The 26,023-nt window shown below is 73.2% G+C and carries 24 protein-coding genes; 10 read left to right on the top strand and 14 right to left on the bottom strand.

The features are described 5' to 3' along the window. On the top strand, positions 1-1,596 hold the full coding sequence (locus SYYSPA8_RS00540; protein ID WP_323444849.1) for a carbamoyltransferase C-terminal domain-containing protein: 1,596 nt from the start codon (positions 1-3) through the stop codon (positions 1,594-1,596). A gap of 19 nt (positions 1,597-1,615) precedes the next feature. Here SYYSPA8_RS00540 and SYYSPA8_RS00535 read toward each other — a convergent pair whose 3' ends face one another. The 4 genes from SYYSPA8_RS00535 to SYYSPA8_RS00520 form a co-directional block, all read right to left on the bottom strand. Then, the gene (locus tag SYYSPA8_RS00535; protein ID WP_323444848.1) at positions 1,616-2,443 is read right to left on the bottom strand and encodes a Moenomycin biosynthesis protein MoeN5; all 828 of its coding nucleotides are present in this window, start codon (positions 2,441-2,443) and stop codon (positions 1,616-1,618) included. Continuing rightward, a complete protein-coding gene (locus tag SYYSPA8_RS00530; RefSeq protein WP_323444847.1) occupies positions 2,440-3,297 on the bottom strand; it encodes a beta/alpha barrel domain-containing protein in 858 nt (285 codons plus the stop codon). The genes SYYSPA8_RS00535 and SYYSPA8_RS00530 overlap by 4 nt, the downstream gene beginning before the upstream one ends. A 533-nt stretch (positions 3,298-3,830) precedes the next feature. After that, positions 3,831-4,493 (bottom strand): ABC transporter permease, encoded by a 663-nt coding sequence (locus tag SYYSPA8_RS00525; protein WP_323444846.1) that lies wholly within the window; start codon positions 4,491-4,493, stop codon positions 3,831-3,833. 14 nt (positions 4,494-4,507) lie between these two features. Beyond that, positions 4,508-5,215 carry an ABC transporter ATP-binding protein gene (locus SYYSPA8_RS00520; RefSeq protein ID WP_323444845.1) on the bottom strand — a complete coding sequence of 236 codons (708 nt, stop codon included), beginning with the start codon at positions 5,213-5,215 and terminating at the stop codon, positions 4,508-4,510. A gap of 639 nt (positions 5,216-5,854) precedes the next feature. Between SYYSPA8_RS00520 and SYYSPA8_RS00515 the strand changes: the two genes are divergently transcribed. The 3 genes from SYYSPA8_RS00515 (at position 5,855) to SYYSPA8_RS00505 (ending at position 8,440) form a co-directional block, all read left to right on the top strand. After that, complete coding sequence (locus SYYSPA8_RS00515; protein ID WP_323444844.1) at positions 5,855-7,057, top strand: glycosyltransferase family 2 protein; 1,203 nt, start codon at positions 5,855-5,857, stop codon at positions 7,055-7,057. Positions 7,058-7,069: 12 nt separating this feature from the next. Next, positions 7,070-7,888 (top strand): glycosyltransferase family 2 protein, encoded by an 819-nt coding sequence (locus SYYSPA8_RS00510; RefSeq protein WP_323444843.1) that lies wholly within the window; start codon positions 7,070-7,072, stop codon positions 7,886-7,888. Between the two features lie 129 nt (positions 7,889-8,017). Then, positions 8,018-8,440, top strand: coding sequence for a DUF350 domain-containing protein (locus SYYSPA8_RS00505; protein WP_323444842.1), 423 nt, complete (start codon positions 8,018-8,020; stop codon positions 8,438-8,440). A 44-nt stretch (positions 8,441-8,484) separates the two neighbouring features. Here the strand turns inward: SYYSPA8_RS00505 and SYYSPA8_RS00500 are convergent, their stop codons facing one another. From SYYSPA8_RS00500 to SYYSPA8_RS00475, 6 genes are all read right to left on the bottom strand, one after another. Then, positions 8,485-9,954: an AlkA N-terminal domain-containing protein gene (locus SYYSPA8_RS00500; protein WP_323445492.1), complete on the bottom strand. Its 1,470-nt coding sequence runs from the start codon at positions 9,952-9,954 to the stop codon at positions 8,485-8,487. A gap of 140 nt (positions 9,955-10,094) precedes the next feature. Next, a complete protein-coding gene (locus tag SYYSPA8_RS00495) occupies positions 10,095-11,090 on the bottom strand; it encodes an NAD(P)H-dependent glycerol-3-phosphate dehydrogenase (RefSeq protein WP_323444841.1) in 996 nt (331 codons plus the stop codon). A 174-nt stretch (positions 11,091-11,264) separates the two neighbouring features. Then, entirely contained in the window at positions 11,265-11,696 is a 432-nt protein-coding gene (locus SYYSPA8_RS00490; RefSeq protein ID WP_323444840.1) for an NUDIX hydrolase, read from the bottom strand. Positions 11,697-11,853: 157 nt separating this feature from the next. Beyond that, positions 11,854-13,122, bottom strand: coding sequence for an FAD-dependent oxidoreductase (locus SYYSPA8_RS00485; RefSeq protein WP_323444839.1), 1,269 nt, complete (start codon positions 13,120-13,122; stop codon positions 11,854-11,856). A 59-nt stretch (positions 13,123-13,181) separates the two neighbouring features. Next, the gene (locus SYYSPA8_RS00480; protein ID WP_323444838.1) at positions 13,182-14,618 is read right to left on the bottom strand and encodes an NAD(P)/FAD-dependent oxidoreductase; all 1,437 of its coding nucleotides are present in this window, start codon (positions 14,616-14,618) and stop codon (positions 13,182-13,184) included. Between the two features lie 5 nt (positions 14,619-14,623). After that, positions 14,624-16,078 carry an FGGY family carbohydrate kinase gene (locus SYYSPA8_RS00475; RefSeq protein ID WP_323444837.1) on the bottom strand — a complete coding sequence of 485 codons (1,455 nt, stop codon included), beginning with the start codon at positions 16,076-16,078 and terminating at the stop codon, positions 14,624-14,626. A 355-nt stretch (positions 16,079-16,433) separates the two neighbouring features. Here SYYSPA8_RS00475 and SYYSPA8_RS00470 point away from each other — a divergent pair, with 355 nt between their 5' ends. Further along, positions 16,434-17,429: a hypothetical protein gene (locus tag SYYSPA8_RS00470; protein ID WP_323445491.1), complete on the top strand. Its 996-nt coding sequence runs from the start codon at positions 16,434-16,436 to the stop codon at positions 17,427-17,429. A gap of 145 nt (positions 17,430-17,574) precedes the next feature. Then, on the top strand, positions 17,575-19,113 hold the full coding sequence (locus SYYSPA8_RS00465; RefSeq protein WP_323444836.1) for an amino acid permease: 1,539 nt from the start codon (positions 17,575-17,577) through the stop codon (positions 19,111-19,113). A gap of 144 nt (positions 19,114-19,257) precedes the next feature. Here the strand turns inward: SYYSPA8_RS00465 and SYYSPA8_RS00460 are convergent, their stop codons facing one another. Continuing rightward, positions 19,258-19,677: a DoxX family membrane protein gene (locus SYYSPA8_RS00460; RefSeq protein WP_323444835.1), complete on the bottom strand. Its 420-nt coding sequence runs from the start codon at positions 19,675-19,677 to the stop codon at positions 19,258-19,260. Between the two features lie 164 nt (positions 19,678-19,841). Then, positions 19,842-20,888: a Ppx/GppA phosphatase family protein gene (locus tag SYYSPA8_RS00455; protein ID WP_323444834.1), complete on the bottom strand. Its 1,047-nt coding sequence runs from the start codon at positions 20,886-20,888 to the stop codon at positions 19,842-19,844. 242 nt (positions 20,889-21,130) lie between these two features. Here SYYSPA8_RS00455 and SYYSPA8_RS00450 point away from each other — a divergent pair, with 242 nt between their 5' ends. The 4 genes from SYYSPA8_RS00450 to SYYSPA8_RS00435 all read left to right on the top strand — a co-directional run bounded on the left by SYYSPA8_RS00450 (position 21,131) and on the right by SYYSPA8_RS00435 (position 24,273). Beyond that, on the top strand, positions 21,131-21,652 hold the full coding sequence (locus SYYSPA8_RS00450; RefSeq protein ID WP_323444833.1) for a hypothetical protein: 522 nt from the start codon (positions 21,131-21,133) through the stop codon (positions 21,650-21,652). Between the two features lie 120 nt (positions 21,653-21,772). Further along, positions 21,773-22,180: an SHOCT domain-containing protein gene (locus SYYSPA8_RS00445; protein ID WP_323444832.1), complete on the top strand. Its 408-nt coding sequence runs from the start codon at positions 21,773-21,775 to the stop codon at positions 22,178-22,180. A 397-nt stretch (positions 22,181-22,577) separates the two neighbouring features. Further along, complete coding sequence (locus SYYSPA8_RS00440; RefSeq protein WP_323444831.1) at positions 22,578-22,865, top strand: hypothetical protein; 288 nt, start codon at positions 22,578-22,580, stop codon at positions 22,863-22,865. A gap of 280 nt (positions 22,866-23,145) precedes the next feature. Beyond that, on the top strand, positions 23,146-24,273 hold the full coding sequence (locus tag SYYSPA8_RS00435; RefSeq protein ID WP_323444830.1) for a hypothetical protein: 1,128 nt from the start codon (positions 23,146-23,148) through the stop codon (positions 24,271-24,273). On the opposite strand, the gene SYYSPA8_RS00430 is transcribed toward SYYSPA8_RS00435, so the two are convergent. Continuing rightward, positions 24,224-24,994, bottom strand: coding sequence for an N-acetyltransferase (locus tag SYYSPA8_RS00430; RefSeq protein ID WP_323444829.1), 771 nt, complete (start codon positions 24,992-24,994; stop codon positions 24,224-24,226). The genes SYYSPA8_RS00435 and SYYSPA8_RS00430 overlap by 50 nt on opposite strands. 20 nt (positions 24,995-25,014) lie before the next feature. Next, the gene (locus SYYSPA8_RS00425) at positions 25,015-25,860 is read right to left on the bottom strand and encodes a class I SAM-dependent methyltransferase (protein WP_323444828.1); all 846 of its coding nucleotides are present in this window, start codon (positions 25,858-25,860) and stop codon (positions 25,015-25,017) included. Positions 25,861-26,023: the final 163 nt, after the last annotated feature.

The following is a 26,023-nucleotide window of genomic DNA, read 5'->3' as shown; positions in this document are numbered from 1 at the left end:
ATGAAGGTCCTGTCACTCCACTCCGCCGGGCACGACACCGGCGTCGGGTACTTCGAGGACGGCCGGCTGGTGTACGCCGTGGAGACCGAACGGCTCACCCGCGTCAAGCACGACCACCGCTCGGACCTGGCCCTGCACCATGTGCTGGCCCGCCCGGAGGTCGACACGGCGGGCATCGACCTGGTGGCCGTGAGCACCCCGGTGCGCGGCTCGCTGCTGCGGATCCCGGACCTGGACCGGGCCATGGAACGGATCACGGCGGGCGCCCCGCACCACGAGACCGTCTGCGAGCTGCTGGGCCGGCGCCTCCCGTGCGTCGTCGTCACCCACGAGGTGTCGCACGGGGCGCTCGCCGCGCACTACGCGGGCCACGCGGAGGGCACCACCGTCCTGGTCAACGAGGGCCGGGGGCAGATCACCCGCAGCTCCCTCTTCCAGGTCAGGGACGGCCGGCTGGAGTGGACGGCGAAGGACCCGCTGCCCTGGTACGGCAACGGCTTCGGCTGGACCGCGATCGGACACCTCCTCGGCTACGGGCTCGGGCCCTCCGTCGCCGGCAAGGTGATGGCCCTGGGCGGCTACGGCAGCCCCGACCCGGCGATCCGCGACACCCTGCTCGCCGTCGACCCCCGCGTCATGCACGACCTGGAGCTGGCCGGGCGGGTCCACACCGAGCTGTCGGCCCGGCCCGAGTTCGCCCGCGACTTCGAGCGGATGGCCCATGTGGTGGCCACCCTCCAGGAGCTGTTCACGGAGACGGTGTACGCGACCCTGGAACGCCACGCCGTACGGATCGGCTCCGGCGTCGGGCCCATCGCGCTCGGCGGCGGCTGCGCGCTGAACATCGTCGCCAACTCGGAGCTGCGGCGCCGCTTCGGACGGGACCTCGCCATCCCGCCGGCCTGCGGCGACGCGGGCCATCTGGTGGGCGCCGGCATCTACGCGCTGAAGTACGTCCTCGGGCAGGAGGTGGCGCCGCTGAGCGTGTACGCCAACGGCGCGGGCGAGCCGGCGGACGCCGTCCTCGAAGCGGTGGCGGACGCGGGGCTGACCCCCGTGCCGTACGACCCGGACGCGGTGGCCCGGCTGCTGGCCGACGGCGGGGTCGTGGCCCTCCAGGAGGGGGCGGCGGAGCTGGGGCCCCGGGCACTGGGCCACCGTTCCCTGCTGGGCAGCCCCGCCGTGCCCGGGATGCGCAAGCGGATGAGCGAGGAGCTGAAGCAGCGCGAGTGGTACCGCCCGCTGGGCGCGGTCATGCGGCCGGAGCGCTTCGCGGAGCTGTACCCGGGCGAGCACCCCTCCCCGTACATGCTCTTCGAGTACACGCTTCCGGAGGGCACCGCGCCCGAGGCCCGGCATGTGAATGGGACCTGCCGGATCCAGACCCTGGAGCCGGACCAGCGCCGGCTGTCGGCACTCCTGGAGGCCTTCGAGGCGGCGAGCGGGGTGCCCGCCCTCATCAACACCTCGCTCAACGGGCCGGGCCGGGCGATCGCGCACACCGCGCGGGACGTCCTGGACGACTTCGCCCGTACCGGGGTCGATCTCTATGTCTTCGACGATGTGATGGCCTACCGGGCGGGCGGCGCCCGGTAGGCCCCGGGGCAGCAGCGGGTCAGGCCACTCCCGCCGCCAGGTAGCGGGGCAGCAGCCGGTTGAGCACGTCGTCCTGGTAGAGGGCGACGACGGGGGCGAGACCCCGGGCGGCCGGCTGCTCCCCTGCCGCCGCCAGCGCGCGGGCGACCAGCCGGTCCACCAGCCCCCTCAGCTCCGCGACGGTCACCGCGCCGCTGGTCAGCAGGTGGCCGAGGTTCCCGGCCCGTTCGCCGTCGCGGTGGTAGTCGGTGAGGTCGTCGGCGATGGTGATGAGGGTGCCGTACGCCTCGGCGAACTCCCGGGCCGGGCCGATGGATCCGGGTCTCCTGCCGCAGAGGGCGGCGAGCGCGCCGTAGCAGCCGAGGAAGGCCGCGCCGTAGGTGCTGGCGTTGACGCACCACTCGTCCAGGTCCCGGGCGCGTTCGCGTTTGGTGCGGATCTGGCCGGTGCAGACGGTGGTGAAGTCGTGCTCCAGCAGGTCCACCACGGCCTGGGCGTCGCCGGAGAGGGCGCACATCTCCCGCAGGGCGGTGAGGTGCAGATGGAGGCAGAGGCAGGCCAGTTCGATGCGGTCGAGCCCGGTGTCGTCGTCCATCAGGTCGTCCAGGAGCTTCATCGCCACGATGTCCAGGACCAGGGCGGAGGCGACGTCGGCGCGGAGGGCGGGATCCTCTATCCACTCGGTGAGGAAGTGCGGCACCCGTAAGTAGAGCCGGATCGCCGCGACATGGGCGACCAGGTCGGGGGAGCCGCCGTTCGCGGCGACGAAGGCGGTCACCCGGTCGCGGTTGGCGGACTCGGTCACGAGCATCGCCGCGCTGTAGTCGGCGGACAGCGCGGGCTTCACCGGGGCCCTCCCGGCAGCCGGTCGGCGCCCGCCGGCCCGTGGTCGGCGCCCGTCAGCTCCTGGAGTGTCGTACGCCAGTCGGGGTGTTCCAGGGCCCCGGCGAAGCACACGAAGTCGGCCCCGGCCGCCAGATAGGCGCTGACCTGGTGGCGGGCGCGGACATTGCCGCTGACGAAGAGGAGCTGGTCCGGGGCGAGCAGGTCCCGGAAGCGCCGGACGACAGGGGTCGGCACGCTGGAGCAGCGGGAGTAGAGGTAGACCATCTGGAAGCCGAAGCTGCGGATGACGGCGAGATGCCCGTCGAGCTGGGCGGTGTCCTTCGTGCCGACGGGCACGGTGCCGAGGAGGGCACCGGTCCTGCGGTCCTCGCCGAAGGTGAGCGCGGCGGTCAGCAGCAGTTCGGGCCAGTCGGCGCGGTCCAGCCGGCCGGGCATGGTCAGGAGGGTCTCCAGATAGCTCTTCCAGACGTAGTAGTCGTCCGTCGACCCCAGCAGGGCGGGCAGGAGGACGGCGTCCGCGCCCGCCGCCAGCGGGAAGCCGATGCCCTTGCGGGGCGGGAAGTGGAGCAGCAGCGGCAGCGAGGTCACTTCCCTGAGGGCCGCGATGTACGGCTCCATGCGGTCCTCGAAGGACGCGTAGTCCGTGCTGGCGAGGAGGATCGCGGGGAAGCCGAGGGCGTCCAGCGCCGCCGCCTTCTCCTGCGCCTCGCGCTGCGGGATCTTGAAGGGGTCGATGATGTGGACCGGGCCGCCCCGGCCGGCGCGCAGCCGGGCCAGGGTCTCGCCCGCCTCGAACACCGGTGGCCGGGCGGATCGCCCCGGTGTCTGCTGGGTCAGTTCGGGTAGGGCGTTCACCAGCGTGCTCCCCCCTGGGATCGGTGGTCCGACGTGTCGCTGTCACACCTCTGCGGCGCGGCGCCGGGGCGTCGCACGGGTACGCGGGGAAAGAGCGGGAACGGGCCCGTATTTCCACCGCGCCATGCCGGTCACGGGAACTCCGGTGAGAATTCGGGCAAGGACTCAGGGAAAGCGAATTCCATGGCACCGGGCCGGGGATTTATCCGGCCCCGCCGCCGGTGGATCATCACCGTGCATCGTTCACGCACTCTCCTTCACCGGGAGAGGAGGGCGACAGAGCGGGATGTCTTTCCGGGGCACACCAGGTGCCCCGGTTCACGAAAACCACACCCTACACGCGTTCGTTTCCGCGAGGTAGAGGTCATCCACGGCGGGTGTGCCGGCCCGGGAGTTCCCCGGAGTCCCGGTGATTTCCGGCTATTTCCGGGAGGTTTGGGGAAGAACCGGGGAATCCGGCAGAGACACGGGGGAGAATCGACGGGACCACTCGGCAATCCTCCCAGCCCTGCCGGCACATCCGCCCCAGGAATTCACACGAATTGCATGTGGGCACGCCGGCGCAGCCGGACCGACAGCACCGCGGCAGCGACGGCGGCGAGCACCGCGGCCACCACGAGGGCGTGCGCGGCACCGGCGGTGAACGAGGCCGCGTCCGGCCCGTCGACGGCGTACGTGACGATCTCGCGGGTGGACCAGAACGGGAGCACCCTGGCCGCGCCGTCGTCCGGGTCCATCACCATCTGCGCGCCGATCACGGAGATCAGCAGCAGACTGCCCTCCAGATCGCGCGGCACGGCGAGGCCGAGCAGCAACCCGAGCGGGACCGCGACCAGGGTGGTCAGTGCGAACTGGGCCACCACGGCGGGCACGCTGCGGACGTCCTGGCCGACGGCGACGAGCACCGCGTACGCGCCGGCGATCACCAGTCCGGCGGTGAGCAGGGCGAGGAAGCGGCCGATCAGGAGGTGATGCGGGCGGAACCCGGAGAGGGTGAGCCGGGGGTCGACGTCACGGGCGCCCACGGCGGAGAAGAGGGCGGCGGTGGAGACCGCGAAGCCGACCCCGAGGGCGGCGAAGCGGACGGCCTGGCCGGTCTGGTCGTACCGCCCCAGATAGAACACCAGCGGCACCAGGAGCAGCAGCCCCAGCACGCTCCGGCGGCGCGTGAGTTCGCGCAGGGTCATCTCGGCCATGCGGAGTGTCCGGTTCACCGGCCGGCCTCCGGGGCGTGGGCCGGGTGTCCCGCAGGGGCCCGCCGGGCGCCCCGGGGGCCGAGGTCGAGCACCTGGTCGGCGCGGTCGAGCTGGTGGAGCATGTGCGTGACCACGACGACGGCCCGGCCCTCCTCCCGCCAGTTCCAGACGTTGTCCCAGAAGTCGAGGTAGGAGCCCCGGTCGAAGCCCTGGTAGGGCTCGTCGAGCAGCAGCACCTCGGGCTCGCCGAGGGCGGAGAGCACCAGGTTGAGCTTCTGCCGGGTGCCGCCCGACAGGTCCTTGGTGAGGGTGTCCCGGTCGACGGACCAGTCGAGCCGGGCGGCGAGTTCCCGGCCTCTGCGGTCGGCGGCCGGGCCGCGCATGCCCCGGCCGACCCCGAAGAGGGTGAAGTGCTCACGGGGCCGCAGATGGCCGAGGGTCCCGCCGGTCTGCGGGCAGTAGCCGAGCCGCCCGGCGACGGTGACCCGGCCCCGGTCCGGGGAGACGAGCCCGGCGCATATCTTGAGGAAGGTGGATTTCCCGGCGCCGTTGCCGCCCACAATGGCGGCGACCTCCCCGGCGCGTACGACGAGATCCACCCCGTCGAGGATCCTTCGGCGGCCGTAGCGTTTCCCGATGCCCTGCGCATGCAGCAGAACGCCACCGGAATCCCCGGGTACGCCCCCACCCAGCCGCTCTTCCGCACTAGCGGAATACACCATGTGCACAAACCTCCTGCTGGTGTCCGGTGTCCGGCTCGGACCCCGCTTCCCCGGGAGTTTAGGGTTCGCCGGGCGCGCCCCGCCGGAAATCGGCGCGTCCCGGACAGGCGCTCTTCCGGTAGAAATCCGGGCGGTTGGGGCGTCCTCGCGTCCGTGCGCCCCCGGGGCGCTCCGGGCAGCCGTCGGCGCACGGGGCACGCCCGGGGCAATTCCCCCTCCCCGGGGCGCTCTTGTGATCACGTAACGCGGCTGGTTAGCGTGTCGCCGCAATTCCCTCGCGATGCGGCGGGCCCGCCGGGAATGCCCAAAGCCGTCGCGACACCCGCACCGTCCGACCGCCTCCGGCCCATGACCTTGGGCCCCGTGCGAGTGAGCCGAAGGGGCGCGCGGGGGTCGAAAGGGAGAACGCGCGGAGGCCGTGAGGAACGAGCGGCCGAGCACGATCGACCGTCGACACACGCTGGAGCGCCCCGGAGGCGAACCAAAGGAAGAGGTGCCGAAGGGGCGCGCGGGTGTCGGAAGGGAGAACGCGCGGAAGGTCCACCGGTACGCCGGCAACGACGCCCAGAGCACGATCGACCGTCGGCACTCGCTGGAGCGCCCCGGAGGGGAACCGAGCCTGCAAAGAGGGGAGCTGTCGTGAACGGACGGACCTGGTGGCAGCGGGCCGTGGCCCGGGGTTACGCGCCTTTGCCGGAGCCGGCGCTGTCGGTCACGCTGGTGGGGCCCGGTCACGAGGCCACGGTCCGGCTGCCGGAGCAGGGGCTGCCCGGTGGCTTCGCGTTGCCTGCCGGGGGCCTGGGGGTGCTGTTGCCGACGTATGTGGCCCGGTGCGGGCCGCAGGCGCAGTCGACCGCGCTCCGTCATCTGCTGGATGCGCTCGTCCCGGTCCGGCGGGCGCATCCGGATCTGCCGCTGACGGTGTGGGTCGGTATGCAGTACGGGAGCGGGGAGCGCGCGGAGGCGGTGCGGCGGCTGCGCGCGCTGACCGTGCTGGCCCCGCCGGCGGGAGCGACGGTCGTGGGGATCGCGCTGCCCGGCCCCGGCAAGCCCCGGACCATCAACGCGGCGGTGCGGCTGTCGCGTTCCCTGGGCTACCGGGGCTGGCTGTGGACCGACGACGATGTCCGGTTCGCCGGGGACTGTCTGGAGCGCCTGGTCACCCGTTTCCGGGAGCGCGGCTGGAGCGGCGCGGTCGGCTCGCGGGTCACCACCCTGTCCCGGGCCACCCCCGCCGCGCGCACCATGCACCGGGTCTCCGGGACGACGGTGCCCCCGGACGCGTACCCCGTGGCCGCCTGCATGGTCGTCGCGACGGGTGTGATCGCGGCCGGTATCCCGGCGCGGCGGCTCGCCGACGACGGGCATGTGCTCTTCGAGCTGCTCGATGTGGCCGCCGCCGACCCGCTGCACGATCTCGAAGTCCTCCCGGACGCCGTGAGCCTGGTCCACCGGCCGGCCCGCGCCCGGGACACCGTCCGCCGGCTGCGGCGTTCGCTGTACTCCCACACGACCTGCATGGCGGACTATCCACGGCCGGTGGCGGCCCACTACTTCTCGGCGATCCTCTTCCACGGTCTGTGGCCGCTGGCCCGGTGGGACGGCAGCCGGGGTACGCGCCGGGGTCTGGTGCGCTGGGCGGTGAAGGCGGTGCATTTGGGCTGGCTCTGCGCGGTCGCGGCGGGGCTGGCGGTACGCGGGGCGGCGGGGCGGCCGCTGCGTTCGGTGGCCTGGGGCGACGAGGGGGACTTCCGCAGCCCGGTCGCGGGCGGGCCGCACCCGCACGAAGACAGCGACGGCGGCGACGGCGGCGCGGCGGCGCGCCGCACGGCAGCAGGGTGAGAGGAGACCAGGGTGCGGGCATCGGCGACACCGGGCACGACGGCGGTCAGCGTCGTCCTCCCCCACTACGACTGCGCCCGGTACGTCGGGGACGCGGTCGCGTCCGTACTCGCGCAGGACCGCCGGGATCTGCGGCTGTACGTCGTGGACGACTGCTCCCCGGACGAAAGCTGGACGGGCGCGCTCCGCCCGTACACCGCCGACCCCCGGCTGACGGTGCTGCGGACCACGCGGAACGTGGGACATCTGCGGATCAAGAACCGGGTGCTGGAACGGATCGACACGCCCTTCGTCGCCTTCCAGGACGCCGACGACATCAGCCTGCCCGACCGGCTCCGCCACCAGCTGGACCGGCTGGAGCGGGACCGGGCCGACCTGGTGGGCTGCGCGTACGAGTACATGGACGCGCAGGGCCGGGCCACCGGGCGCCGCCGGATGCCCCGGCACGGCAATCTGTGGCTGCGGATGGGCCGGACGACGGTGGTGCTGCACCCGTCGACGGTGGTCCGCCGGGAGGCCCTGGCCCGGATCGGCGGCTTCGACGGTACGGTGCGGTTCGGCGCGGACACCGACTTCCATCTGCGGCTGGCCCGGCTCTACCGGCTGCGCAGTGTGCGCCGGGTGCTCTACCGCTACCGGATCTGGCCGCAGTCGCTGACGCAGTCCCCCGAGACCGGTTTCGGGTCGGAGCGGCGCCGGGCGTACACGGCGGCGATGACCGAGCAGGAGCGGCGGCGCCGGGCGGCGCGCACCCGCGAGGAGCTGCTGCCGCTGCTCGTCGCCCCGCCCAACGACATCGACTTCGACCTCGAACCGGTCAGGATCGCCTGAGCCCACCCGTGCGACCTGCGAGGAGTGCCGGGGGGACCGGGCGGGGCCGGTGATCGTCGGCCAGGGGCATGCGGTAGATTGCGCGCCCTTGACCGGTATCACCTCTCGTACACGGAGACTGGCTCCTCAATGGAAGACATCGTCAACGGACTTGGCCGCGCGAGCGCCTACGGCGCCCTCGGTCTGGTCCTGCTGATCCTCGGCATGCTCCTCATCGACGTGCTCACCCCCGGCAAGCTGGGCCGGCAGATATGGGAGGACCGCAATCGCAACGCCGCACTGCTGCTCAGCTCCGCGCTGCTGGGCATCGGCGGGATCGTGTTCACCTCGATCTGGACCACCTACGACGACTTCGGCAAGGGCCTCGCGTCCACGGCCGCGTTCGGTGTCCTCGGCCTGGTGATGATGGCGCTCGCGTTCCTGGTGGTGGACGTGCTCACCCCCGGGAAGCTGGGCGCGACGCTGGTGGACCCGGAGCCGCATCCGGCGGTGTGGGTGACGGCGTCGTGCAACATCGCCGTCTCCGCGGTCGTCTCGGCCGCGATCGCCTGACACCGGCGCGGGCGCGGCCCGTACCGTCCCTACCGTCGTACGGGTCAGGGCGCGGTGCGGAGGTAGTACGCCGCGTAGCTGCTCCACGGCCGCCAGCGTTCGGTGCCGCCGGGGTGCGCTCCGGCACGGCGCATGCCGGCCCGTACCTCCCGGTCGTCGGTGAGCGGGACGTCGGGGTCGCCGAGGGCGCGGGTACGGATGTGGCCGGCCGTCCAGGCGCCGACGCCGGGCAGGGCGAGCAGCAGCCGGGTCGTCGCGGCCCGGTCGGCGCCGGGGTCGAGGGCGACGGTGCCGTCCGCGAGCGCGGTGGCCAGGGTCCGCAGGCCGGCGCGGCGCTCCCCGGTCAGGCCGAGCCCGGCCAGCGGGGCGCCGGCGAGGGTCGCGGCCGTGGGGAAGAGATGGGTCAGGCCGCCGCTGGGCCGGCCCAGGGGCTGTCCCAGGGCCGCCACGAGGGCGGTGCCCCGCCGCCGGGCTCCGGCGGGTGTGAGCCCGCGGCCGAGCAGGATCCGCAGCGCCGTCTCGTCGGGGTCCGCCGAGCCGGGGACGCGCAGCCCGGGGCGGGCGGTGACCAGCGGGGCGAGGGCCGGGTCGGCGCCGAGCCGCTCGGCGACGGCGCCGGGGTCGGCGTCCAGGTCGAAGAGGCGGCGAAGCCGCTGGGTCGCGGTGGTCAGGTCCCGCAGGTCCGTCAGGTGCAGCCGGCACTCCAGCCATCCCGCCGCGCCGGACCTCTCCCCGACCTCGGCGATGCCGGGCCCGCCGGGCAGCCGCAGGGTGCGGCGGTAGATCCGGGCGCCGGGTGCGCCGGTCAGCTCCTCGATACCGGGCAGGGCGTGCGCGGCGAGCCCGTCGAAGAGGGCGCCGGTCGCGCAGGGCAGCCGGTGGGCGAGGCGCAGCGGCACACCGGCGGTGCCGTGCTCGGTGGTGACGGGCCCGAAGCGGGTGGGCACGCCGGACGGGGCGCGGCGGGCCTCGCGCAGTTCGGTGGGGGTCGCCGCGTAGATGGCGCGGATGGTGTCGTTGAACTGCCGTACGCTCGCGAAGCCCGCCGCGAAGGCGATCTCGGCGGCCTGGAGGTCGGTCGTCTGGAGCAGTACCCGGGCGGTGTGGCCGCGCTGGGCCCGGGCGAGCGCGATGGGCCCCGCGCCGACCTCGGCGGTGAGCTGCCGCTGCACCTGGCGGGCGCTGTAGCCGAGCCGTCCGGCGAGCCCGGCGACTCCCTCCCGGTCCACGACGCCGTCGCCGATCAGCCGCATGGCCCGGCCCACGACATCGGCACGTACGTTCCACTCGGCGGACCCGGGCACGGCGTCGGGCCGGCACCGCCGGCAGGCCCGGTATCCGGCGCCCTGGGCGGCGGCGGCCGTGCGGTAGAAGGACACGTTCCGGCGCTTGGGGGTGATCGCGGGGCAGCTGGGCCGGCAGTAGATGCCGGTCGTGGCGACGGCGAAGAAGAACACCCCGTCGAACCGGGCGTCCCGGCTGCGCACCGCCTCGTACCTGCTGTCCTCGACCATCGTCATAGGTCCAGTATGGGCGGGTTCCGCGCAGGGGGCTGGCGGCTTTCGGACACGGCTTCTCCCACGGCGGCGATGCCGTACACCGCTCCGGCGGGGTCCGGGCTCCACGGGGAACCCCGGACGTCGGCGGTACGGGCTCACTCGGATCCCGCGGCCCGCCCCATCAGCTCCTTGACCGCGGTCCGGGGCCGCACCCCTGCCCTGATGACGCCGACGACCGCTTCGGCGATGGGCATCTCCACACCATGGCGTTTGGCGAGGTCGAGGACGGATGCGCAGGAGGTGACACCCTCCGCCGTCTGCGTCATGGCGGCAGCCGCCTCGGCGACGGACATTCCGCGGCCCAGGTTCGCCCCGAAGGTGTGGTTGCGGGACAGCGGCGAGGCGCAGGTGGCGATCAGGTCGCCCATGCCGGCGAGCCCGGCGAAGGTCCGCGGGTCCGCTCCCATGGCAGCGCCGAGGCGGCTGGTCTCGGCCAGTCCCCGGGTCATCAGCGTGGCCTTGGTGTTGTCGCCGAGGCCCATGCCGTCCGCCATGCCCACGGCCAGGGCGATGACGTTCTTCACCGCTCCGCCGAGTTCGCAGCCGATGACGTCGGCGTTCGTGTAGGGGCGGAAGCAGGGGGTGCGGAGGATCTCTTGAAGCCGCGCGGCGACCGTGAGGTCCCGGCAGGCGACCACGCTCGCGGCGGGCTGCCGCGCGGCGATCTCCCGGGCGAGGTTCGGCCCCGAGACGACCCCGATCCGCTCCGGCCCTGCCCCGGTCACCTCGGCGATCACCTGGCTCATCAGCAGGCCGGTGCCCAGCTCGACACCTTTCATCAGGGACACCAGGACGGTGTCGTCCCGGATGGCCGGTGCCCAGGTGCCGAGGGCGCCCCGGAGCTGCTGGGCCGAGACGCAGAGGAACGCGACCTCCGCGCCGTCGGCGGCTTCGGCCGGATCCGCTGTCGCCGTTACCGCGTGGGGCAGGACACTGCCCGGAAGGTAGTCGGGGTTGGTCCGAGTCGTGTTGATCGCCCGGACCAGCTCGGGCCGCCGCCCCCACAGGGCCACCCGGCAGCCGGCGTCGGCGAGGACCACCGCCGTCGCCGTCCCCCAGGACCCCGCACCGTAGACCGCGACACGTGCCACTTCGCTCTCGACCGCCCCTCGTCCGGATCCCGGGTATCGCCCGTCACGCCGTAGCGTACGGCGCGCGGCCGTGAGGTCGGCGTCTGCTGTTCGCCCGGCGTCACTGGTTGGTGCGGAGGATCCGGGCGGGCGCCGGACAGCTGAAGCACGCCAGGTCCCACGGCGGTGAAGCGGTCACTGCCAGCCCTGCTCGGAGTACGGGCGGCGGGCGGCGATGTGGACGAGTGCGCCGGCGGTGTACGGGACGATCGGGCCGGGCAGGGCGGTGGGTGGGTACCAGGCCCAGCCGTCGCACTTGTCGGGCTCGGGGTTGCCGAGCGTCCACGGTGCGCGGGGGACGGTGAAGAACAGCGCGACGCGGCCGGCGTCGGTCCGGTGGTGCATGGTGTGGACCAGGGTGAGACCGTCCGGGGGGACGAGGACGCCGGTCTCCTCCTCCAGTTCGCGGGCCGCGCCTTCGCGAGCGGACTCGCCGTCCTCCAGATGGCCGGAGGGGAGGTGGTGGTGGCCGTCCATCCAGCCGGTGTTCCGCCTCCGTCCGAGGGCGATCCGTCCGTCCGGGTCGCGCAGGACGATGTGGAGGTCGACACAGCTGGTGTACCGCATGGTGTTCCCTTCGAGCGGGGTGGTTCCGCCGTGAGCAACGACGCCGGGCCGCACAGGTGCCGACCCGGGCCCCGGGGCTGCGTCGTGCCCGCTCCCCGTCCGCACCGGGTCGTACGGGCGAGGACGGCGGCCCCCGGGCGCCCACGGGCCGTCAGGCTCACGTCAGGGTGATCGTGACCGGGCCTCCCGACGGGTTCGCGCGGGGGAGCCAGGCGGCGGTCAGGCGGAGGGAGCGGCCCGGGAGGGCGGGGCGGGGGAAGCGGTCGCGGTGGAGGGTGTGGTCGTCCTGGGTGACCCTGAGGCGGGCCAGGGGGCGGGGTTCTGCGGTGCGCAGGACGAAGTGGTCGAGGAGGGGGGCGGGGCCCGTCGGGTGGACGCGGTTGGGGGCCGCCCACAGCAGGGGTGGTCCGACGCGGACCGGCAGTCCCGGGTCCGGCCAGGGCTCCCCCGCGAGGTGGGCGAGTACCTGTTCGGCGGCGGCCCGGCCCTCCTCGGCGGCGAAGGCGGCCCGTTCGACGCCGTGCAGCAGATTGCCCGCCGCGAAGACGGCGGGACGGGCGGTCCGGTACGCGGTGTCCACGGCGGGTCCCCGGGTGCCCGCATCGAGCGGGACGCCGCCCCGGCGGGCCAGTTCGTGGTCGGGGATCCAGTCGCCGGTGAAGACGACCGTGTCGCAGGCGACGACACCGGTGCGGCCGTCGTCGTGGCGTACGCGGACGCCGGTGAGTCTGCCGTGGCCGAGGAGTTCGGTGACGGTGGTCCGGTGCAGGACCGGTACGGAGCGGCGCGCCCCTCGTACGGGAAGCGGCGCGCGTTCGGTGACGAGGGCGACGGTCCGTACGCCCTGGGTGCGCAGGGCGAGGACGGCGTGGTCGGCGACGGGGTCGGTGCCGACCACCAGGGCGACGGTGCCGACGGGCCGGTGGTACAGGTTGACGGCCTGCTGGAGTTCTCCGGTGGTGAGGACGCCGGCGGGGCGGGTGCCGGGGATCAGGCGGGCGGCGCGGGGGCGTTCCCGGGCGCCGGTGGCGAGCACCACGGCCCGTGCGGTGACGCGTTCGAGCCCGCCGGGGCCGGTGAGGAGGAGGGTGCGGGGGCCGTCCCAGCCGGTGACGGTGATTCCGGTGCGGGGCGGTGCCCCGGCGGCCTCGGCGGCGTCGATGAGGCGGCGGGCGTACGCGGGGCCGGTCGTCGTACGGAAGGCGCCGGCCCGCAGTTCGCCGAAGCCGCCGTGGAAGCAGTGCCGGGGGATGCCGCCCGCCTGCTGTTCCCGTTCGACGATCTCGACCTTCCCGGCGCCGCCGGCCGCGAGCCGGGCCCCGGCCGCCAGTCCGGCGGGGCCGCCGCCGACGACCAGCACGTCGACGTGCCGTTCGATATGGGCAGGTACGGCGGGTACGGCGGGCCGGTCGGTCCGCTGGTGCATGGTCGTCCCTTCCCGGGGGTTTTCCGGCCGGTCCGGCGGTGTGTCCGTGGTGGATCCGGTCATGGCGTCGGCTCCCCCGCAGTGGTCTCCCCCGGCGTGGTGGGCCCGTCGAGCAGTTCCGCGACCGCAGGGCCGCAGTAGAAGCCCTGGCAGCGCCCCGCGCGGGCGCGCGTGCGGCGGCGCAGCCCGTCGAGGGTGCGCGGCGGGACGGTGGAGCCGAGGGCGTCGCGGATCTCCCCGAGGGTGACGCGTTCGCAGTGGCAGACGACCGTTCCGTACGCGGGGTCGGCGGCGATGAGGTCGGCGCGCTGGTAGGGGCGGGGGAACGCCTCGCCGAGGTTGGGCATGCGGGGAGGCTCGTTCTCGCGGGCGGGCCCCGGGGCGAGTCCGGCGTCGGTGAGCAGGTCCTTCACGTACGCGGCGATGGCCATGCTCGCGGTGAGGCCGGTGGAGCGGATGCCGCCGACGGTAATGTACCGCTGCCCGGGGTGGGCGCGGATGCGGTAGTCGTCGTGTTCGGTGGCGGCGCGCAGCCCGGCGTAGACGGTGGTGACCTCCTCGTCGACCAGCTCCGGCAGGATGCGCCGGCCCTTCTCGCGCAGTGCCGCGAGCCCGTCGGCGGTGGAGCCGGTGTCGCGTTTGTCGTCCAGGTCCTCGGCGGTGGGGCCGAGCAGGACGTTCCCGTACACGGTCGGGGAGACGAGGACGCCCTTGCCGAGCGCGGTCGGCACCGGCAGCAGGATGTGGTTCACGAGGTCGCGGGCGAGCTTGTCGTAGACGATGAGCTGGCCCCGGCGCGGGGTGACGGTGAAGTCGTGGTGGCCGAGGAGCCGGTCGACGGTGTCGGCGTGCAGGCCGGCGGCGTTGACGAGGTACCGGGTGCGCAGGGTGCCGCGTCCGGTGGTGAGTTCGTGGTGGTCGCCGTGGTCGGTGACGGTCTCGACGCGGCAGCCGAGGTGGAGTCCGGTGCCCGCGCGCACGGCCTCGGTGGCGTAGGCGAGGGTGGTGGTCCAGGGGCAGATGATGCTCTCGCCGGGGACGTGGAGCGCGCCGAGGGCGCCGGGGCCGAGGCGGGGTTCGCGCCGGTGGACCTCGTCGGCGTCGATGATCCGGACGTCGTCGCAGCCGTTGCGCGCGGCCTTGGCGGCGAGGCCGGGCAGGGCGTCGAGCTGGTCGCGGTCCCAGGCGACGAGGAGCGCCCCGAGCCGTTCGACGGGGATGCCGGTCCCGGCCGCGTACGCGGTGAGGCGGCGGGCCCCGTCGCGTACGAGCCGGGATTCCAGTGAGCCGGGGACCGCGTCGAAACCGGTGTGCAGGATCGCGGTGTTGGCCTTGGAGGTGCCGTTGCCCACGTCGTCGGCGGCGTCCACGAGCGCGGTGCGCAGCCGGGGGTGGCGGGCGAGTTCGCGGGCGATGGCCGAGCCGACGACCCCGGCGCCGATGACGACGACGTCGTGGAGTTCGCCGGGGAGCGGGGCGTGATGGGTGGTTCTCACAACGATCAAGGTACCCGGGTGGTGGCGGGGCTCCGTTCGAGGAGGGCGGTCACCCCGCCCCGGAAGCGGGCCATCCGTTCGGCGGCCTCGTCGGGGCCGATGCGGGGTTCGTAGACGGCGGAGGGTTTGGCGTCGGGGAGCGCTTCGGCGACGGGGAGGGTGGGGTCCAGGCCGAGCCGGGCGAGGGCGCCCGCGCCGAGGGCGGTGACGTCGGGGAGGGCGGAGACCTCGACGGGGATCTGGAGCAGGTCGGCCTGGGTCTGCATCAGCAGTGCGGAACGGGTGAGTCCGCCGTCGGCGCGCAGCCCGGTGAGCGGGGCGCCGAGGTCGGCGGAGGCGGCCGAGGCCAACTCGACCACCTGGGCGGCGATTCCCTCGCAGAGGGCGCGGACGAGGTGGCCGGGGCCGCTGCCGAGGCCGAGGCCGGTCAGCGAGCCCCGGACGTCGCCGCGCCACCAGGGGGCGGCGAGCCCGGCGAGTGCGGGGACGAAGCAGACGCCGCCGCTGTCGGGCACGGATCCGCCGACGCGGTCGAGGTCGGCGGCGCCGGAGATCACTCCGAGGTCGGTGAGCCAGCGGACGGCGGAGGCGACGGTGTAGACCTGGCCGTCGAGGCAGTAGCTGGTGCGGCCGCCGAGCCGCCAGGCGACGCAGCTGACGAGGCCGCTGGTGGTGCGGCGGGGGCTGGTGCCGGTCTGGGCGAGGAGGAAGGCGCCGGTGCCGTAGGTGCACTTGGCGCCGCCGGCCTCGGTGACGTTCTGGGCGAGGAGGGCGGCCTGCTGGTCGACCAGGAGGCCGGTGAGCGGGACGGGGGCGCCGAAGGCGGTGGTGGTGCCCACGGGTCCGGCGGCGTCGACGATCGCGGGGAGGCGTTCGTCCCCGAGTCCGAAGATCTCCAGGGCGCGGGGGGACCAGTCGACGTCGTCCAGGTCGAGGAGCTGGGTGCGGCCGGCGGTGGCGGCGTCGGTGACGAAGGCCCCGGTGAGCCGGTGGACGAGCCAGGAGTCGCTGGTGGTGACGACGCCCTCGGAGGTGCGTTCCCGCCTGATCCAGGCCATCTTGGGCGCGGCGAAGTAGGGGTCGAGGGGGAGGCCGGTGATCCGGGTGAGTTCGGCCGCGCGGTCGTCGAGTCCGGCGCAGAGGTCCGCGGAGCGGCGGTCCTGCCAGACGACGGCGTCGGTGAGGGGTGTCCCGGTGTCGGGGTCCCAGGCCAGTACGGTCTCGCCCTGGTTGGCGAGGCCGACGGCGGCGACGGGTTCACCGGCCTCGGCGAGCGCCTGCCGGCCGGCGTCCAGGACGGAGGAGAGCAGGTGCGCCGGGTCGACCTCGACGCTGTCGCCGGGGCCGTACCGGGGGGTGACGGGAGCGGTTCCGGTGCCGATGACGCCCCTTTCGGGACAGATCACCAGGGCTTTGGTGCCCGAGGTTCCCTGGTCTACGGCCAGTACCGCTCTTGACATGGGCCACCACGCTTCTTTTCCGGAGGGGTGCGTCGCGGCGTCGGGCAAGTGGCCCACAGCGACGGATCATTGACCAGAAGGGACGAGAAGACAGGGTGGAGCAGGCGGAAGGCCCCGTCAAGCGCGGGTCAAATGTCCCTGTCTTCCCAGCTTCTGCCCCATCATGCGACCGATTGTGGCCAACTTCTTGTCGTCTTCGTCTGGTTGAGTAAGATCGGCGCGCAAACGGAGGGCAGATTGTGAACACTGCCCCCGGAGACCACCCCCCACTGTCCCGATGAGGACCCATGACGACCATTTCGCGACATCCGCACCGGCAGGGCCGGCCGAGAACGACGGAGGCGGCGGCGGACTGATGTCCCAGGACCAGTTCCGTCCCGTCTACCACCCGGCCGGCCACGACAACGAACTCCGCAGCGCTCTGCAGGATTTACGAACGGGACGCTGGCTGTCGATGCGCAATCTGCTGCATCACACCTCCAGTTGGGCCCAGTGGACCCAGCGGACCCAGGTGCTCGCGGCCGTCGCCGCGGGATCGGACGCGGTGCAGGCGTGGCGGGCCGAGGAGCCCGGTTCGGTCGCCGCGGCCGTCATGCACTGCCGGATCGGGGTCGAGCGGGCGCTGCGGGCGCACCGGGAGAACCACCCCCGGACGCAGGAGCTGTGGCACGAGGCCTGGGACGCCTGCCGGATCGCGGCCCACCAGGGGCCGGACGACCCGGTGCCCTGGGTGTGCCTGCTGGCGCTGGCGCAGCTCGACGAGCGGCAGCGGCTGGAGGAGCACCGGCAGATCCCCCCGGGTCCGATGCTCTTCCCCGGCCCCTGGGGGCTCCTCGCGGAGGCCCACAAGCGCGATCCGTACAACCGCGAGGCGTACCACCGGATGCTCCAGTTCGCGTACGCGCGCACCTCCGGCTCGCATGTCTCGGACGCGGTCAACTTCGTCCAGTGGGCGGCGTCGGCGGCTCCGGCGGGTTCGGCGCTGCTGGCGCTTCCGCTCCATGTCCGGGTCGAGCGCTACCGCCGTGACCGCGGCCATGAGCGCGCCCTCGACCTGCACTGGGTGACGGAGGACGCCATCCGGGAGGCCGTGATCGCGCTGGAGGGCTGGTTCGACCGCAGCGATCCGCGCGAGGCGTCCCTGCTCGATCTGAACCATCTCGCCCACGCGCTCTGGGGCGCGGGCCGGTTCGCGGAGGCCGCCCGGGTCTTCGAGGCGCTGGGCCCGTACTTCACCGCACCACCCTGGCTCTACCGGTCGCAGAACCCCGGCGACCCGGCGCTGGCGGAAGAGGTCTTCCTCCGCGCCCGTACCCGCTGTCTCTCCGCCGCGCGCGGCGCCGGTCAGTGATCTCCGCGGGACCCCGCGGCGGTCGCCGACCGGTCGCCGGGTCCGGCGGCCGGTGCGCCCACCCCCACCCAGGGCGGCGCATCAGTACCCCCCATCCCCCCACGACAGTTCAGTGCCACACCTTTCCCCCGGAGGTTGATCAAACATGTCCATGCCCTCATCACCCAGATGGTCGGGTTCGGACCCGAAGTCCCCCGTCGACGAGGAGGAACGGCTGAGGGAACTCGGCTATCAGCCGGTTCTCGCCCGCCGTATGGGAGGCTTCGGCAATTTCGCCATCAGCTTCTCCGTGATCTCCGTCCTGTCCGGCTGCATGACGCTGTACGGGTTCGGCATGAACACCGGCGGCCCGGCCGTGATGCTGTGGGGCTGGCTGGGCGTCGGGCTGTTCGTCCTCTGCGTCGGCATGGCGCTGGCCGAGGTGACCAGCGCCTATCCGACGTCCGGCGCCCTCTACTACATGGCCGACCGGCTCGGCGGCCGCAAGTGGGGCTGGTACACCGGCTGGCTGAACCTGCTGGGCCTGCTCGGCGCCATCGCCGGTATCGACTACGGCGCGGCCCTGTTCACCGGTGCCTTCCTCCATCTCCAGTTCGGCTTCGAGCCGTCCGCGGGCTCCACCATGGTCATCTTCATGATCATTCTGCTGCTCCACGCCACCCTGAACCTCTTCGGCGTGAAGCTCGTCAGCGTGCTCAACTCCATCAGCGTGTGGTGGCACATCGGCGGTGTGTCGATCATCGTCGGCGTGCTGGCCATCGTGCCGAAGAACCACCAGTCGCCGGAGTACGTCTTCACCGAGTTCGTCAACAACACCGGCTGGGAGAACCCGCTGTACGTGGCGGCGATCGGTCTGCTGCTCGCGCAGTACACCTTCTCCGGCTACGACGCGTCGGCCCATCTGTCGGAGGAGACGTCCAACGCCTCCGTCACCGCCGCGCGTGGCATCGTCCGGGCCATCTGGGCCTCCTGGATCGCCGGTTTCGCCCTGCTGGCGGGTCTCACCTTCGCCATCCAGGACTACGCCGGAGCACTGGACTCCGAGACCGGTGTGCCGCCGGCCCAGATCATGATCGACGCGCTGGGCACGGGCGGCGCTTCGGCGCTGCTGCTGATCGTGATCGTGGCCCAGCTCTTCTGCGGCAACGCCGAGGTCGCGGCGGCCAGCCGGATGGTCTTCGCCTTCAGCCGGGACAACGCCCTGCCGGGCTCCTCGCTGTGGCGCAAGGTCAGCGCCCGCACCCAGACCCCGGTGAACGCGGTGTGGCTGTCGGTCATCGTGGCCTGCCTGCTGGCGCTGCCGTCGCTCTACTCCCCGACCGCGTACGGCGCGGTGACGGCGATCAACGTCATCGGCATCACCCCGGCGTACGTGATCCCGGTCTACCTCAAGCTGCGCGCCGGCGACAAGTTCCAGCCGGGCCCGTGGAGCCTGGGCAAGTGGAGCAAGCCGATCGGCTGGATCGCGGTGGTCTGGGTCGCGTTCGTGACCGTGCTCTTCCTGCTGCCGCAGACCAACCCGGTCAACGTGGACACCATGAACTACGCCTCGATCGCGCTGGTCGTGGTGTTGACGCTGGCCACCGTCTGGTGGTTCGTGGCACGTCGTTCGTACGGGGTGCCCCAGCCGCAGTCCTACGGCTCGGCCCGGGAACAGGCGGAGCTGGCGGACCACATCGTCTGACGGACGGTCCGTACCGCTCCACCGGATGCCCCAGGGGCCCGGTCCACGCTCCTTCGGGAGCCGGGCCGGGCCCCTGCCGCATGCCCCGGTCGCATGCCCCGGTCACCCAGCCAGTCCGGGTCGCTCAGCCGGTCAGGGCGTCGCTCAGCCGATCCGGAACAGCGGCCCGGTGAGCGTCAGCCCGAGGTCGTGCCCGGCGTACGAGAAGAAGGCGATGAGCATCAGGGCGGCACCGCCGAGCGACACGTCCTTGAAGAAGTGGATCATGTCGCCCTGCTTCGCCATGGGGTCCTCCTCCTGCCAGAACCGGTGCATCAGCAGGGCGGTGGGGAAGAGGAAGAGCGCGAGGAGCAGCGCCCCGAGGTCGGCCCAGATGCCGAGCAGCACGCTCACGGAGCCCGCGAGCAGGAGCAGTCCGCTGAGCACCACGGCCGCGGCGGGGGCGGGGACGCCCTTGGACGCGGCGTACCCGCTCATCGCCCGGGCCTTGGTGAGATGGCCGACGGCGGAGTTGAGGAAGAGCAGCACGAAGAGAATGCGCCCGATGAGTACCAGCACGTCCATGAGTGCCTCCGGGGGAGGGCAGTTGAACCGCAGACGATCCCCGGTCCAGATTAACGCCGATCACCGGGGGCCGCCCGGCGACCCGGCCGGCCGCTCCCCCGGCGCTGAGGGGCAGGGCGGTTACGGTACGTGAACGGCCGGCCGGTCCGCGGCGAGGAGCGGGCTCAGCCGACGGCGTCGACCGCCGCGAGCACGGGTACCGGGCGTATCCGGGGCTCGTCGGCGTCCCCCGGGCCCTCGTGCCCGTCCGTCGTCTCCCCGTGCCGGGCCGCCGGGGGCCACCACACAGCGCCGCCCTCCTCGATGCACCGCAGCAGCATGCCCTCGCGCAGCCCCCAGGGGCAGATCGTCAGCCGCTCGATGCCCATCAGCCCCATCGCCGTGTGGGCCACCAGGGCTCCCGCGAGGCTCTGTCCGGCCCGCGCCGGGGAGATGCCGGGCAGGCCCGCGCGTTCGGCGGCGGTCAGCCCGCGCAGCCGTCGCACCGCGGGACGCAGATCGGCCAGGTCCAGCACCCGGGGCACGAACGGCCCGTGCCGCCCGGCCGGCGCCCCGCACAACCGTCCCAGTTGCTGGAACGTACGGGAGGTGGCCACCGTCGTCGCCGGGCCCTCCCAGCGGATCCGGGCGGCCACGTCCCGCAGCCGATGCCGTACGTACCGGCGCAGCGCCTTGCGGGCGGCCCGCGGCGGTGGATCGGACTCGCCGAAGAACTCCCTGGTCAGCACGTGCGCGCCCAGGGGGAGGGAGGCGGCGAAGTCGGGCAGCCGGGTGCGGCCGAAGGCCACGTCGAGGGAGCCGCCGCCGATGTCGAGCATGGCGAGCGGCCCGGCCCGCCAGCCCATCCACCGGCGCGCGGCGAGGAAAGTCAGCTCGGCCTCGGTCTCCCCGTCCAGCGTATGGAGGAGGACGCCGGTGCGGCGGGCCACCTCCCGCACCACCTGCCGGCGGTTGGGGGCGTCGCGGACGATCGCGGTGGCGAAGGCGAGCAGGGTGTCGGCGCCCTGGAACTCGGCCTGCGTCCGGGCGTCGGTGACCGCGTCGGCGAGCCGGTCCACATGCCCCGGGGGGAGTTCGCCGCCGGGGCCGAGGCCGTCGGCGAGCCTGAGCCGGTGTTTCGCGGTGTGGAGGGGCAGGGGCAGCGCGCCGCCCATGTCGGCGATCATCAGCCGTACGGTGTTGGAGCCCACGTCCAGAACAGCCATCCGCATTGGGGGCGCGTACCCGCTGGGGCCGGGAGCATGCGTGCGGCGGCCGGTCCGTCACCGGGTCGTGACCGGGCTCCCCCACCGCTCCGGGGCGTACCCCGGGCGCCCTGGTGGCCGGTGGACGGCGCCCGTCGCACGAGGTCCGACCGGGGCTGATCGGGGCCGGGGCGGATCGCGGCCGCGCGCGGGGCGGCGGGTGCGTGGCGGCGGGTGCGTGGCGGCGGGTGCGTGGTGACACTGAGGGCATGAGGGACAGCGCCGACGCACCGGAGCCATCGGGTCCGCGGCCGGCCGTGGTGGCGCGGGCCGACTACACGGGGGCCGTGTACGGCTCACTGCTCGCCGCGTCGGTGGTCGTCGGCACCGAGTCGCTGGCGTCGTTCTCGCGGCTGGGGCTCGTCCTGCTGTTGCTCGGCACCGGCGTGGTGTTCTGGGCCGCGCATGTCTTCGCCCGCCTGTTCGGCGAGCGGATCGCGGAGGGGACGCTGAGCGGCCGGAAGGTCCGCCAGGACTGCGTCGCGGAGTGGCCGATCGTCAAGGCGGCGGTCCCGCCGGCCCTCGCCGTGGCCCTCAGCCCGCTGCTCGGGCTCGGCCCGGAAGGGACGTTGTGGCTGGCCCTGGGTGTCGCGATCGCCGGTCAGGTCGGCTGGGCGACGCTCGCCGCGCTCCGGGCGGGCGCCACCGGGCGGCTGGTGCTGGTCGCGGGGGCGGCCAATCTGCTGCTCGGCCTGGTCATCGTGCTGCTCAAGGTCTCCCTGGGGCACTGAGGGACCGGGCCGGACCGCCTCGGCGGACGCCCGCGATGAGCGCGGCGCCCGGACCCGGGCCATGCTGGGAGATGACGCGGCCGCATCCGCGGCCCGCAGTTGTGGAGCAGGAGGAGTGCGATGGAGGACCAGCTGATCCTCGCCTACGACTATCCGCTGCTCGGTGCCTTCTGGACCGTGATGTGGATCTTCCTGTGGGTGATGTGGTTCCTGCTGCTGTTCCGGGTCATCACCGACATCTTCCGCGACGACAGCCTGGGCGGATGGGTGAAGGCGGCGTGGCTGATCTTCGTGCTGATCGTCCCCTTCCTCGGCGTCCTGGTGTACGTCATCGCCCGCGGCAAGCGGATGGGCACGCGCGAGATCCGCCATGCGCAGGAGCGGCAGGCCGCGATGGACGACTACATCCGTCAGACGGCCCGCACCGGCGGCAGCGCCGACGAACTGGCCAAACTGTCCGAGCTGAAGGCCAAGGGCGACATCACGGAGGCCGAGTTCCAGCAGGCCAAGGAGAAGATCCTCCGCTAGGGAGCGTCCGCGGGGGCGTCGGGGGCGTCCGGAAGGCATCCGGGACAGGCATCTGACAGGCGTCCGGGAGGCGTCTCGGACCTGTCGAACGGGCCGTGGCCGGCCGCCGCGCCTGAGCGCGACGACCGGCCACGGGTTCTCCCCTCGGGCACGGCCGCGAGCACGGCCCGTTCCCTCGCCTCCTGGACCCGGGCGCGGTCACCGGTCACCTCGGTCATCAGAGCACTCAAGAGGGACATGAGCACGGCATAAGGGTTCCGTGATCTTGCCCACTCACGGTCAAGGAATATGCCATTTGCGTAAAGGGCTGAGGGGGCCCACCCCGGCGGGGTATAGCTCGTAGCACGCGCGGGCGCGTTCCAGCCACGGCCCGCCCAACCGGGAGGCCGATGCCCCGATGAGACAGCACACACGCAACGCGGCCATGACCGCGGTCCTGCTCTTCCTCTGCGTGGAGGTGGCCGCCGTGCATCTGCTGCTCGCCCCGCCCCTGGCCGCCGCGCTGGCGGCCGACGCCGCCGTGATCCTGACCGCCGCCGCCGCTCTGCGCGCGCTCCTCGCGGTCCGCCGGTTACCGGCCGAGGACCCCCGCTTCAGCGAGCACCGATGTCAGGGCCGGGCCCTGCGCCACGGCACCGACCACGAGCGGCGCGCCCGGGAGTTCGGCCGGCCCGGCGGACTCTGACCGCCCGGCCCCGTCCCGGCCGGCCCGGTTCACCGGACCCGGCCGACCCGCCCGTTCCCGTATTCCGGACGGCACCGGCCCCCGCGATCGCCCACCCACCGGGCCCCGGGACGCCGCGGCACCCGCCGGCCGGATACGAGGACGACCCAGGACAGCTGAATCGAGTCAGTGAGCATCCGTTTCCGGTCGTCGTCCTGCCGCTCCCCCTGGCACCCGCCCGGACAGCCGCCATGATCGGCAGGGTATCTTTCCCGGTCATTGGCTGAAGGAGTGCCCCTCGATGCCCACAGCACGCGTCAGTTCGGCCGTCATGACCCACCCGGTCCGCCGGGCCCAGGCGGAGGAGCTGGTCGCACGCCTGGGGCTGGGCGGTCTCGCCCTGGACCCCGCGCCGGACGCGGACCCCTCGGCCCTGCGCACCGCGCTGGTCGCCTGGGGCCGGGTGGCCGACGGCGCCACCCACCAATTCATGATCCAGGACGATGTGGCCGCGCCCGACGACATGCTCGACCTGGTCGCCCACTGCGCCGACCGCTTCCCCGACGACGCCCTCGCCTTCTACACCAACTGGCACGCCCGCAACGGCGCGGCGGCCCGGCTCGCCGCGCTCGCGGGCGCCGGCTGGGTGCGGTCCGTCCCCGAGGAGTTCACGCCGACGCTGGCCATCTCGATGCCGGTCGCCCTGGCCGGGGCGTTCCGGCGGTACGCGGAGCGCAGCGGCGAGCGCCACGACGACGAGGTGCTGGCGACCTTCCTCCGGCAGGGCGGCCGGCGCAGCGCGCTGCTGGCCGTGCCCACCGTCACCGAGCACACCGGCACCAGCAGCATCAACGGCCATGCGGCCCAGGGGGTGCGCCTCGCGGTCTGCCCCGTCGGCGTGGACGACGCCCGTCCGCTGCTGTACGACGGGTGGGTGCTGGAGGAGTTGGAGTGGCTGCCGTACATGCGGTACGGGGAGGGGTTCATCCGGCTGCCCGGCCAGGACGCCACTCCGGCCGCCCGGTCCCACTACACGTGGCGCGAGGCGCTGCCCGGGGCGGGGCTGGTGACGGAGGGTTCGGTCCAGGACGTGGTGCGGGAGCTGCGGCCCGACGATCTGGCGGCGCGGGTGGGGGACCTCTTCGGGGCGTCCTTCGCGGACGAGCTGTGGATCCACTGCCTGCTGCTCGGCCGGCAGGCCGGGGACGCCGCCCGGCGCCACGCCCCCGGGGGCGCGGTGCGGGGCGGGTCCCCGGCGGCCGAGCGGCTGCGGGAGGCGGCGGTGTCGACCGTCGGTCCCGCCGGGCTCCCGCCCGAGCGCCGTCCGGAGGTGGACCCGGCGTCCGCGAAGCTGCTCACCGCGTACGCCTGGAGTGCCGTCAGGTCCGGGAAGGTCCTGCTGGAGCGGACGCGCGCAGATCGTAGGTGATCCACACGGCCGGCTCCCAGTAGACGGCCCGGTCCTCCTCGCGGTCGACCCGGAGGGTGGTGAGTCCCTCCGGGAAGACGTAATCGCCGCTCTCCGGGAAGGCCATGCCGGTCCAGGACTCCCACTCGGCGACGGTGCCGCTGATGAGGGAGGACTCCTCCATCGAGGCGGTGACCGTGCCCCCGAGCCGTACCTGGGTACGGATCCAGGGGTCGAAGGGCTCGCCGTCGTCCCGGGTCCAGGAGGCGTAGCGGGCCACGGGGACGAGCGGGTAGCGGTGCTTCCAGATCGGCCGGACGGGGACGATCAGATGGGGCAGGCCGTCGCGGCGGGCCATGTCGATCATCTGGCCGAGGAGCGCCTTGGAGAGGCTCCTGCCCTGATGGCGGGGGGCCACCTCGACCCCGAGCGCGCACAGGGCGGTGGGTTCGACCCCGGCGTCGTGGGCGGCGAAGGCGTCCCTGATCGACGCGTCGAGGCCGGTGCCCAGGTCCCCGGGGGTGCCGTCCCAGACCCGGGGCAGCGAGCGGCCCGCGCCGAGGATGTCGTCACTCTCCTCGTCGTACAGCAGGAACTGGTGGTCGCCGAAGTCGTCGAAGAGACGGTTCCAGTAGCCGTCGCTGATGTCCCCGTGCAGATTGTATTCGGGGATGACTCCGGCGAAGACCTCGGGGATTCGGTCCCAGAGTTCCGGGCGTTCGGTGTGCAGGACGACTCTCACAGATTTCCCTTTCTTGCGCTTCAGGCCTTGACGGCTTCCCAGACGATCACGATGGGAATTCCGTCCCAGGCCGCTCGTGCGGCGTCCGCGATGAACTCCTCATAACCGCCGGGGGCGAGCCGGCCGTTGAAGACTGGTTCGTAGCAGGCGCGTACCGAAAGTCCCGCTTCGGTAAAGGCGGAGATATAGTCCCCGGCCAGATGGACATGGTTGCGGACAAAGGCGAGTGTGTCGTCGCCGTGGACGAAGTGGCACTGTCCCTGGAGGGTGACGACAAAGGGGTGGAGGTCGGTGATGACCACCCGGCCGCCGGGCCGGACCACGCGGGCGAGTTCGGCGACCCCGGGGCGCAGGTCGGGCAGATGGGTCATGGCGAGCGTGGAGACGGCGAGGTCCACACTGGCGTCGTCGAGGGGCAGCTGTTCGAGGCGGCCCCGGTGGAACTCGGCGCCGGGGACCTTCCGGCGGGCGTGTTCCAGCATCTCGGGCGACTGGTCCACGCCGATCACGCGGTAGCCGCGGGCGGCCAGGGCGGCGGAGGTGCGGCCGGTGCCGCAGGCCGCGTCCAGGGCGGTGCCGGTGGGCCCCTGGTCGAACAGGCGGTGGGTGATCGGCTCCTCCACCTCGATGAAGGAGCTGGGGAGCGAGTCGTACACCGTCGACCAGGAGGCGTAGCCGTCCGCCGCGTCCAGCTCGCTCACGGCGGTGCCGGCGCCGGGCAGGCCGTCGCCCGCGCCCTCCGCGAATTTCCGGATCTCGGCCACGCGTGCTTCGAGGAACGCTTCGTCGGCGTCGTTGGCGGAGCGCAGCAGAGCCAGCCCCTCGATACCCAGGACCAGTTCCCGGACGCGAAATTCTCCTGCCATGGCATTCCCTTCGGCTTCGTTCTTCGTGCGGTGTCCGTGCTGTTCCGTTTTTCGTTCGCCCTACGGTGTGCCGCGCCGTCCGTGCATGGGGGCGCGCTACCCGTACAGCGGTTCGGGCATTCGCCAGCAAGATCGTTTGGCTGAAATTCGACCCGAGAAAGTC

It is taken from the genome of Streptomyces yaizuensis (assembly GCF_034961445.1).
Taxonomy (GTDB): domain Bacteria; phylum Actinomycetota; class Actinomycetes; order Streptomycetales; family Streptomycetaceae; genus Streptomyces; species Streptomyces yaizuensis.
Note: the sequence above shows the minus strand (reverse complement) of the source record. Positions and strands in the feature narration are given on the sequence as shown.

Bases quoted from the DNA above. Each gene is read 5' to 3' on its own strand.
- SYYSPA8_RS00450 (WP_323444833.1), top strand. From the start codon at position 21,131: ATGAGGGACAGCGCCGACGCACCGGAGCCATCGGGTCCGCGGCCGGCC.
- SYYSPA8_RS00525 (WP_323444846.1), bottom strand. From the start codon at position 4,493: ATGGCCGAGATGACCCTGCGCGAACTCACGCGCCGCCGGAGCGTGCTG.
- SYYSPA8_RS00490 (WP_323444840.1), bottom strand. From the start codon at position 11,696: ATGCGGTACACCAGCTGTGTCGACCTCCACATCGTCCTGCGCGACCCG.
- SYYSPA8_RS00520 (WP_323444845.1), bottom strand. From the start codon at position 5,215: ATGGTGTATTCCGCTAGTGCGGAAGAGCGGCTGGGTGGGGGCGTACCC.
- SYYSPA8_RS00475 (WP_323444837.1), bottom strand. From the start codon at position 16,078: ATGTCAAGAGCGGTACTGGCCGTAGACCAGGGAACCTCGGGCACCAAA.
- SYYSPA8_RS00485 (WP_323444839.1), bottom strand. From the start codon at position 13,122: ATGCACCAGCGGACCGACCGGCCCGCCGTACCCGCCGTACCTGCCCAT.
- SYYSPA8_RS00455 (WP_323444834.1), bottom strand. From the start codon at position 20,888: ATGCGGATGGCTGTTCTGGACGTGGGCTCCAACACCGTACGGCTGATG.
- SYYSPA8_RS00445 (WP_323444832.1), top strand. From the start codon at position 21,773: ATGGAGGACCAGCTGATCCTCGCCTACGACTATCCGCTGCTCGGTGCC.
- SYYSPA8_RS00470 (WP_323445491.1), top strand. From the start codon at position 16,434: ATGTCCCAGGACCAGTTCCGTCCCGTCTACCACCCGGCCGGCCACGAC.
- SYYSPA8_RS00440 (WP_323444831.1), top strand. From the start codon at position 22,578: ATGAGACAGCACACACGCAACGCGGCCATGACCGCGGTCCTGCTCTTC.
- SYYSPA8_RS00500 (WP_323445492.1), bottom strand. From the start codon at position 9,954: ATGGTCGAGGACAGCAGGTACGAGGCGGTGCGCAGCCGGGACGCCCGG.
- SYYSPA8_RS00465 (WP_323444836.1), top strand. From the start codon at position 17,575: ATGTCCATGCCCTCATCACCCAGATGGTCGGGTTCGGACCCGAAGTCC.
- SYYSPA8_RS00460 (WP_323444835.1), bottom strand. From the start codon at position 19,677: ATGGACGTGCTGGTACTCATCGGGCGCATTCTCTTCGTGCTGCTCTTC.
- SYYSPA8_RS00425 (WP_323444828.1), bottom strand. From the start codon at position 25,860: ATGGCAGGAGAATTTCGCGTCCGGGAACTGGTCCTGGGTATCGAGGGG.
- SYYSPA8_RS00435 (WP_323444830.1), top strand. From the start codon at position 23,146: ATGCCCACAGCACGCGTCAGTTCGGCCGTCATGACCCACCCGGTCCGC.
- SYYSPA8_RS00540 (WP_323444849.1), top strand. From the start codon at position 1: ATGAAGGTCCTGTCACTCCACTCCGCCGGGCACGACACCGGCGTCGGG.
- SYYSPA8_RS00505 (WP_323444842.1), top strand. From the start codon at position 8,018: ATGGAAGACATCGTCAACGGACTTGGCCGCGCGAGCGCCTACGGCGCC.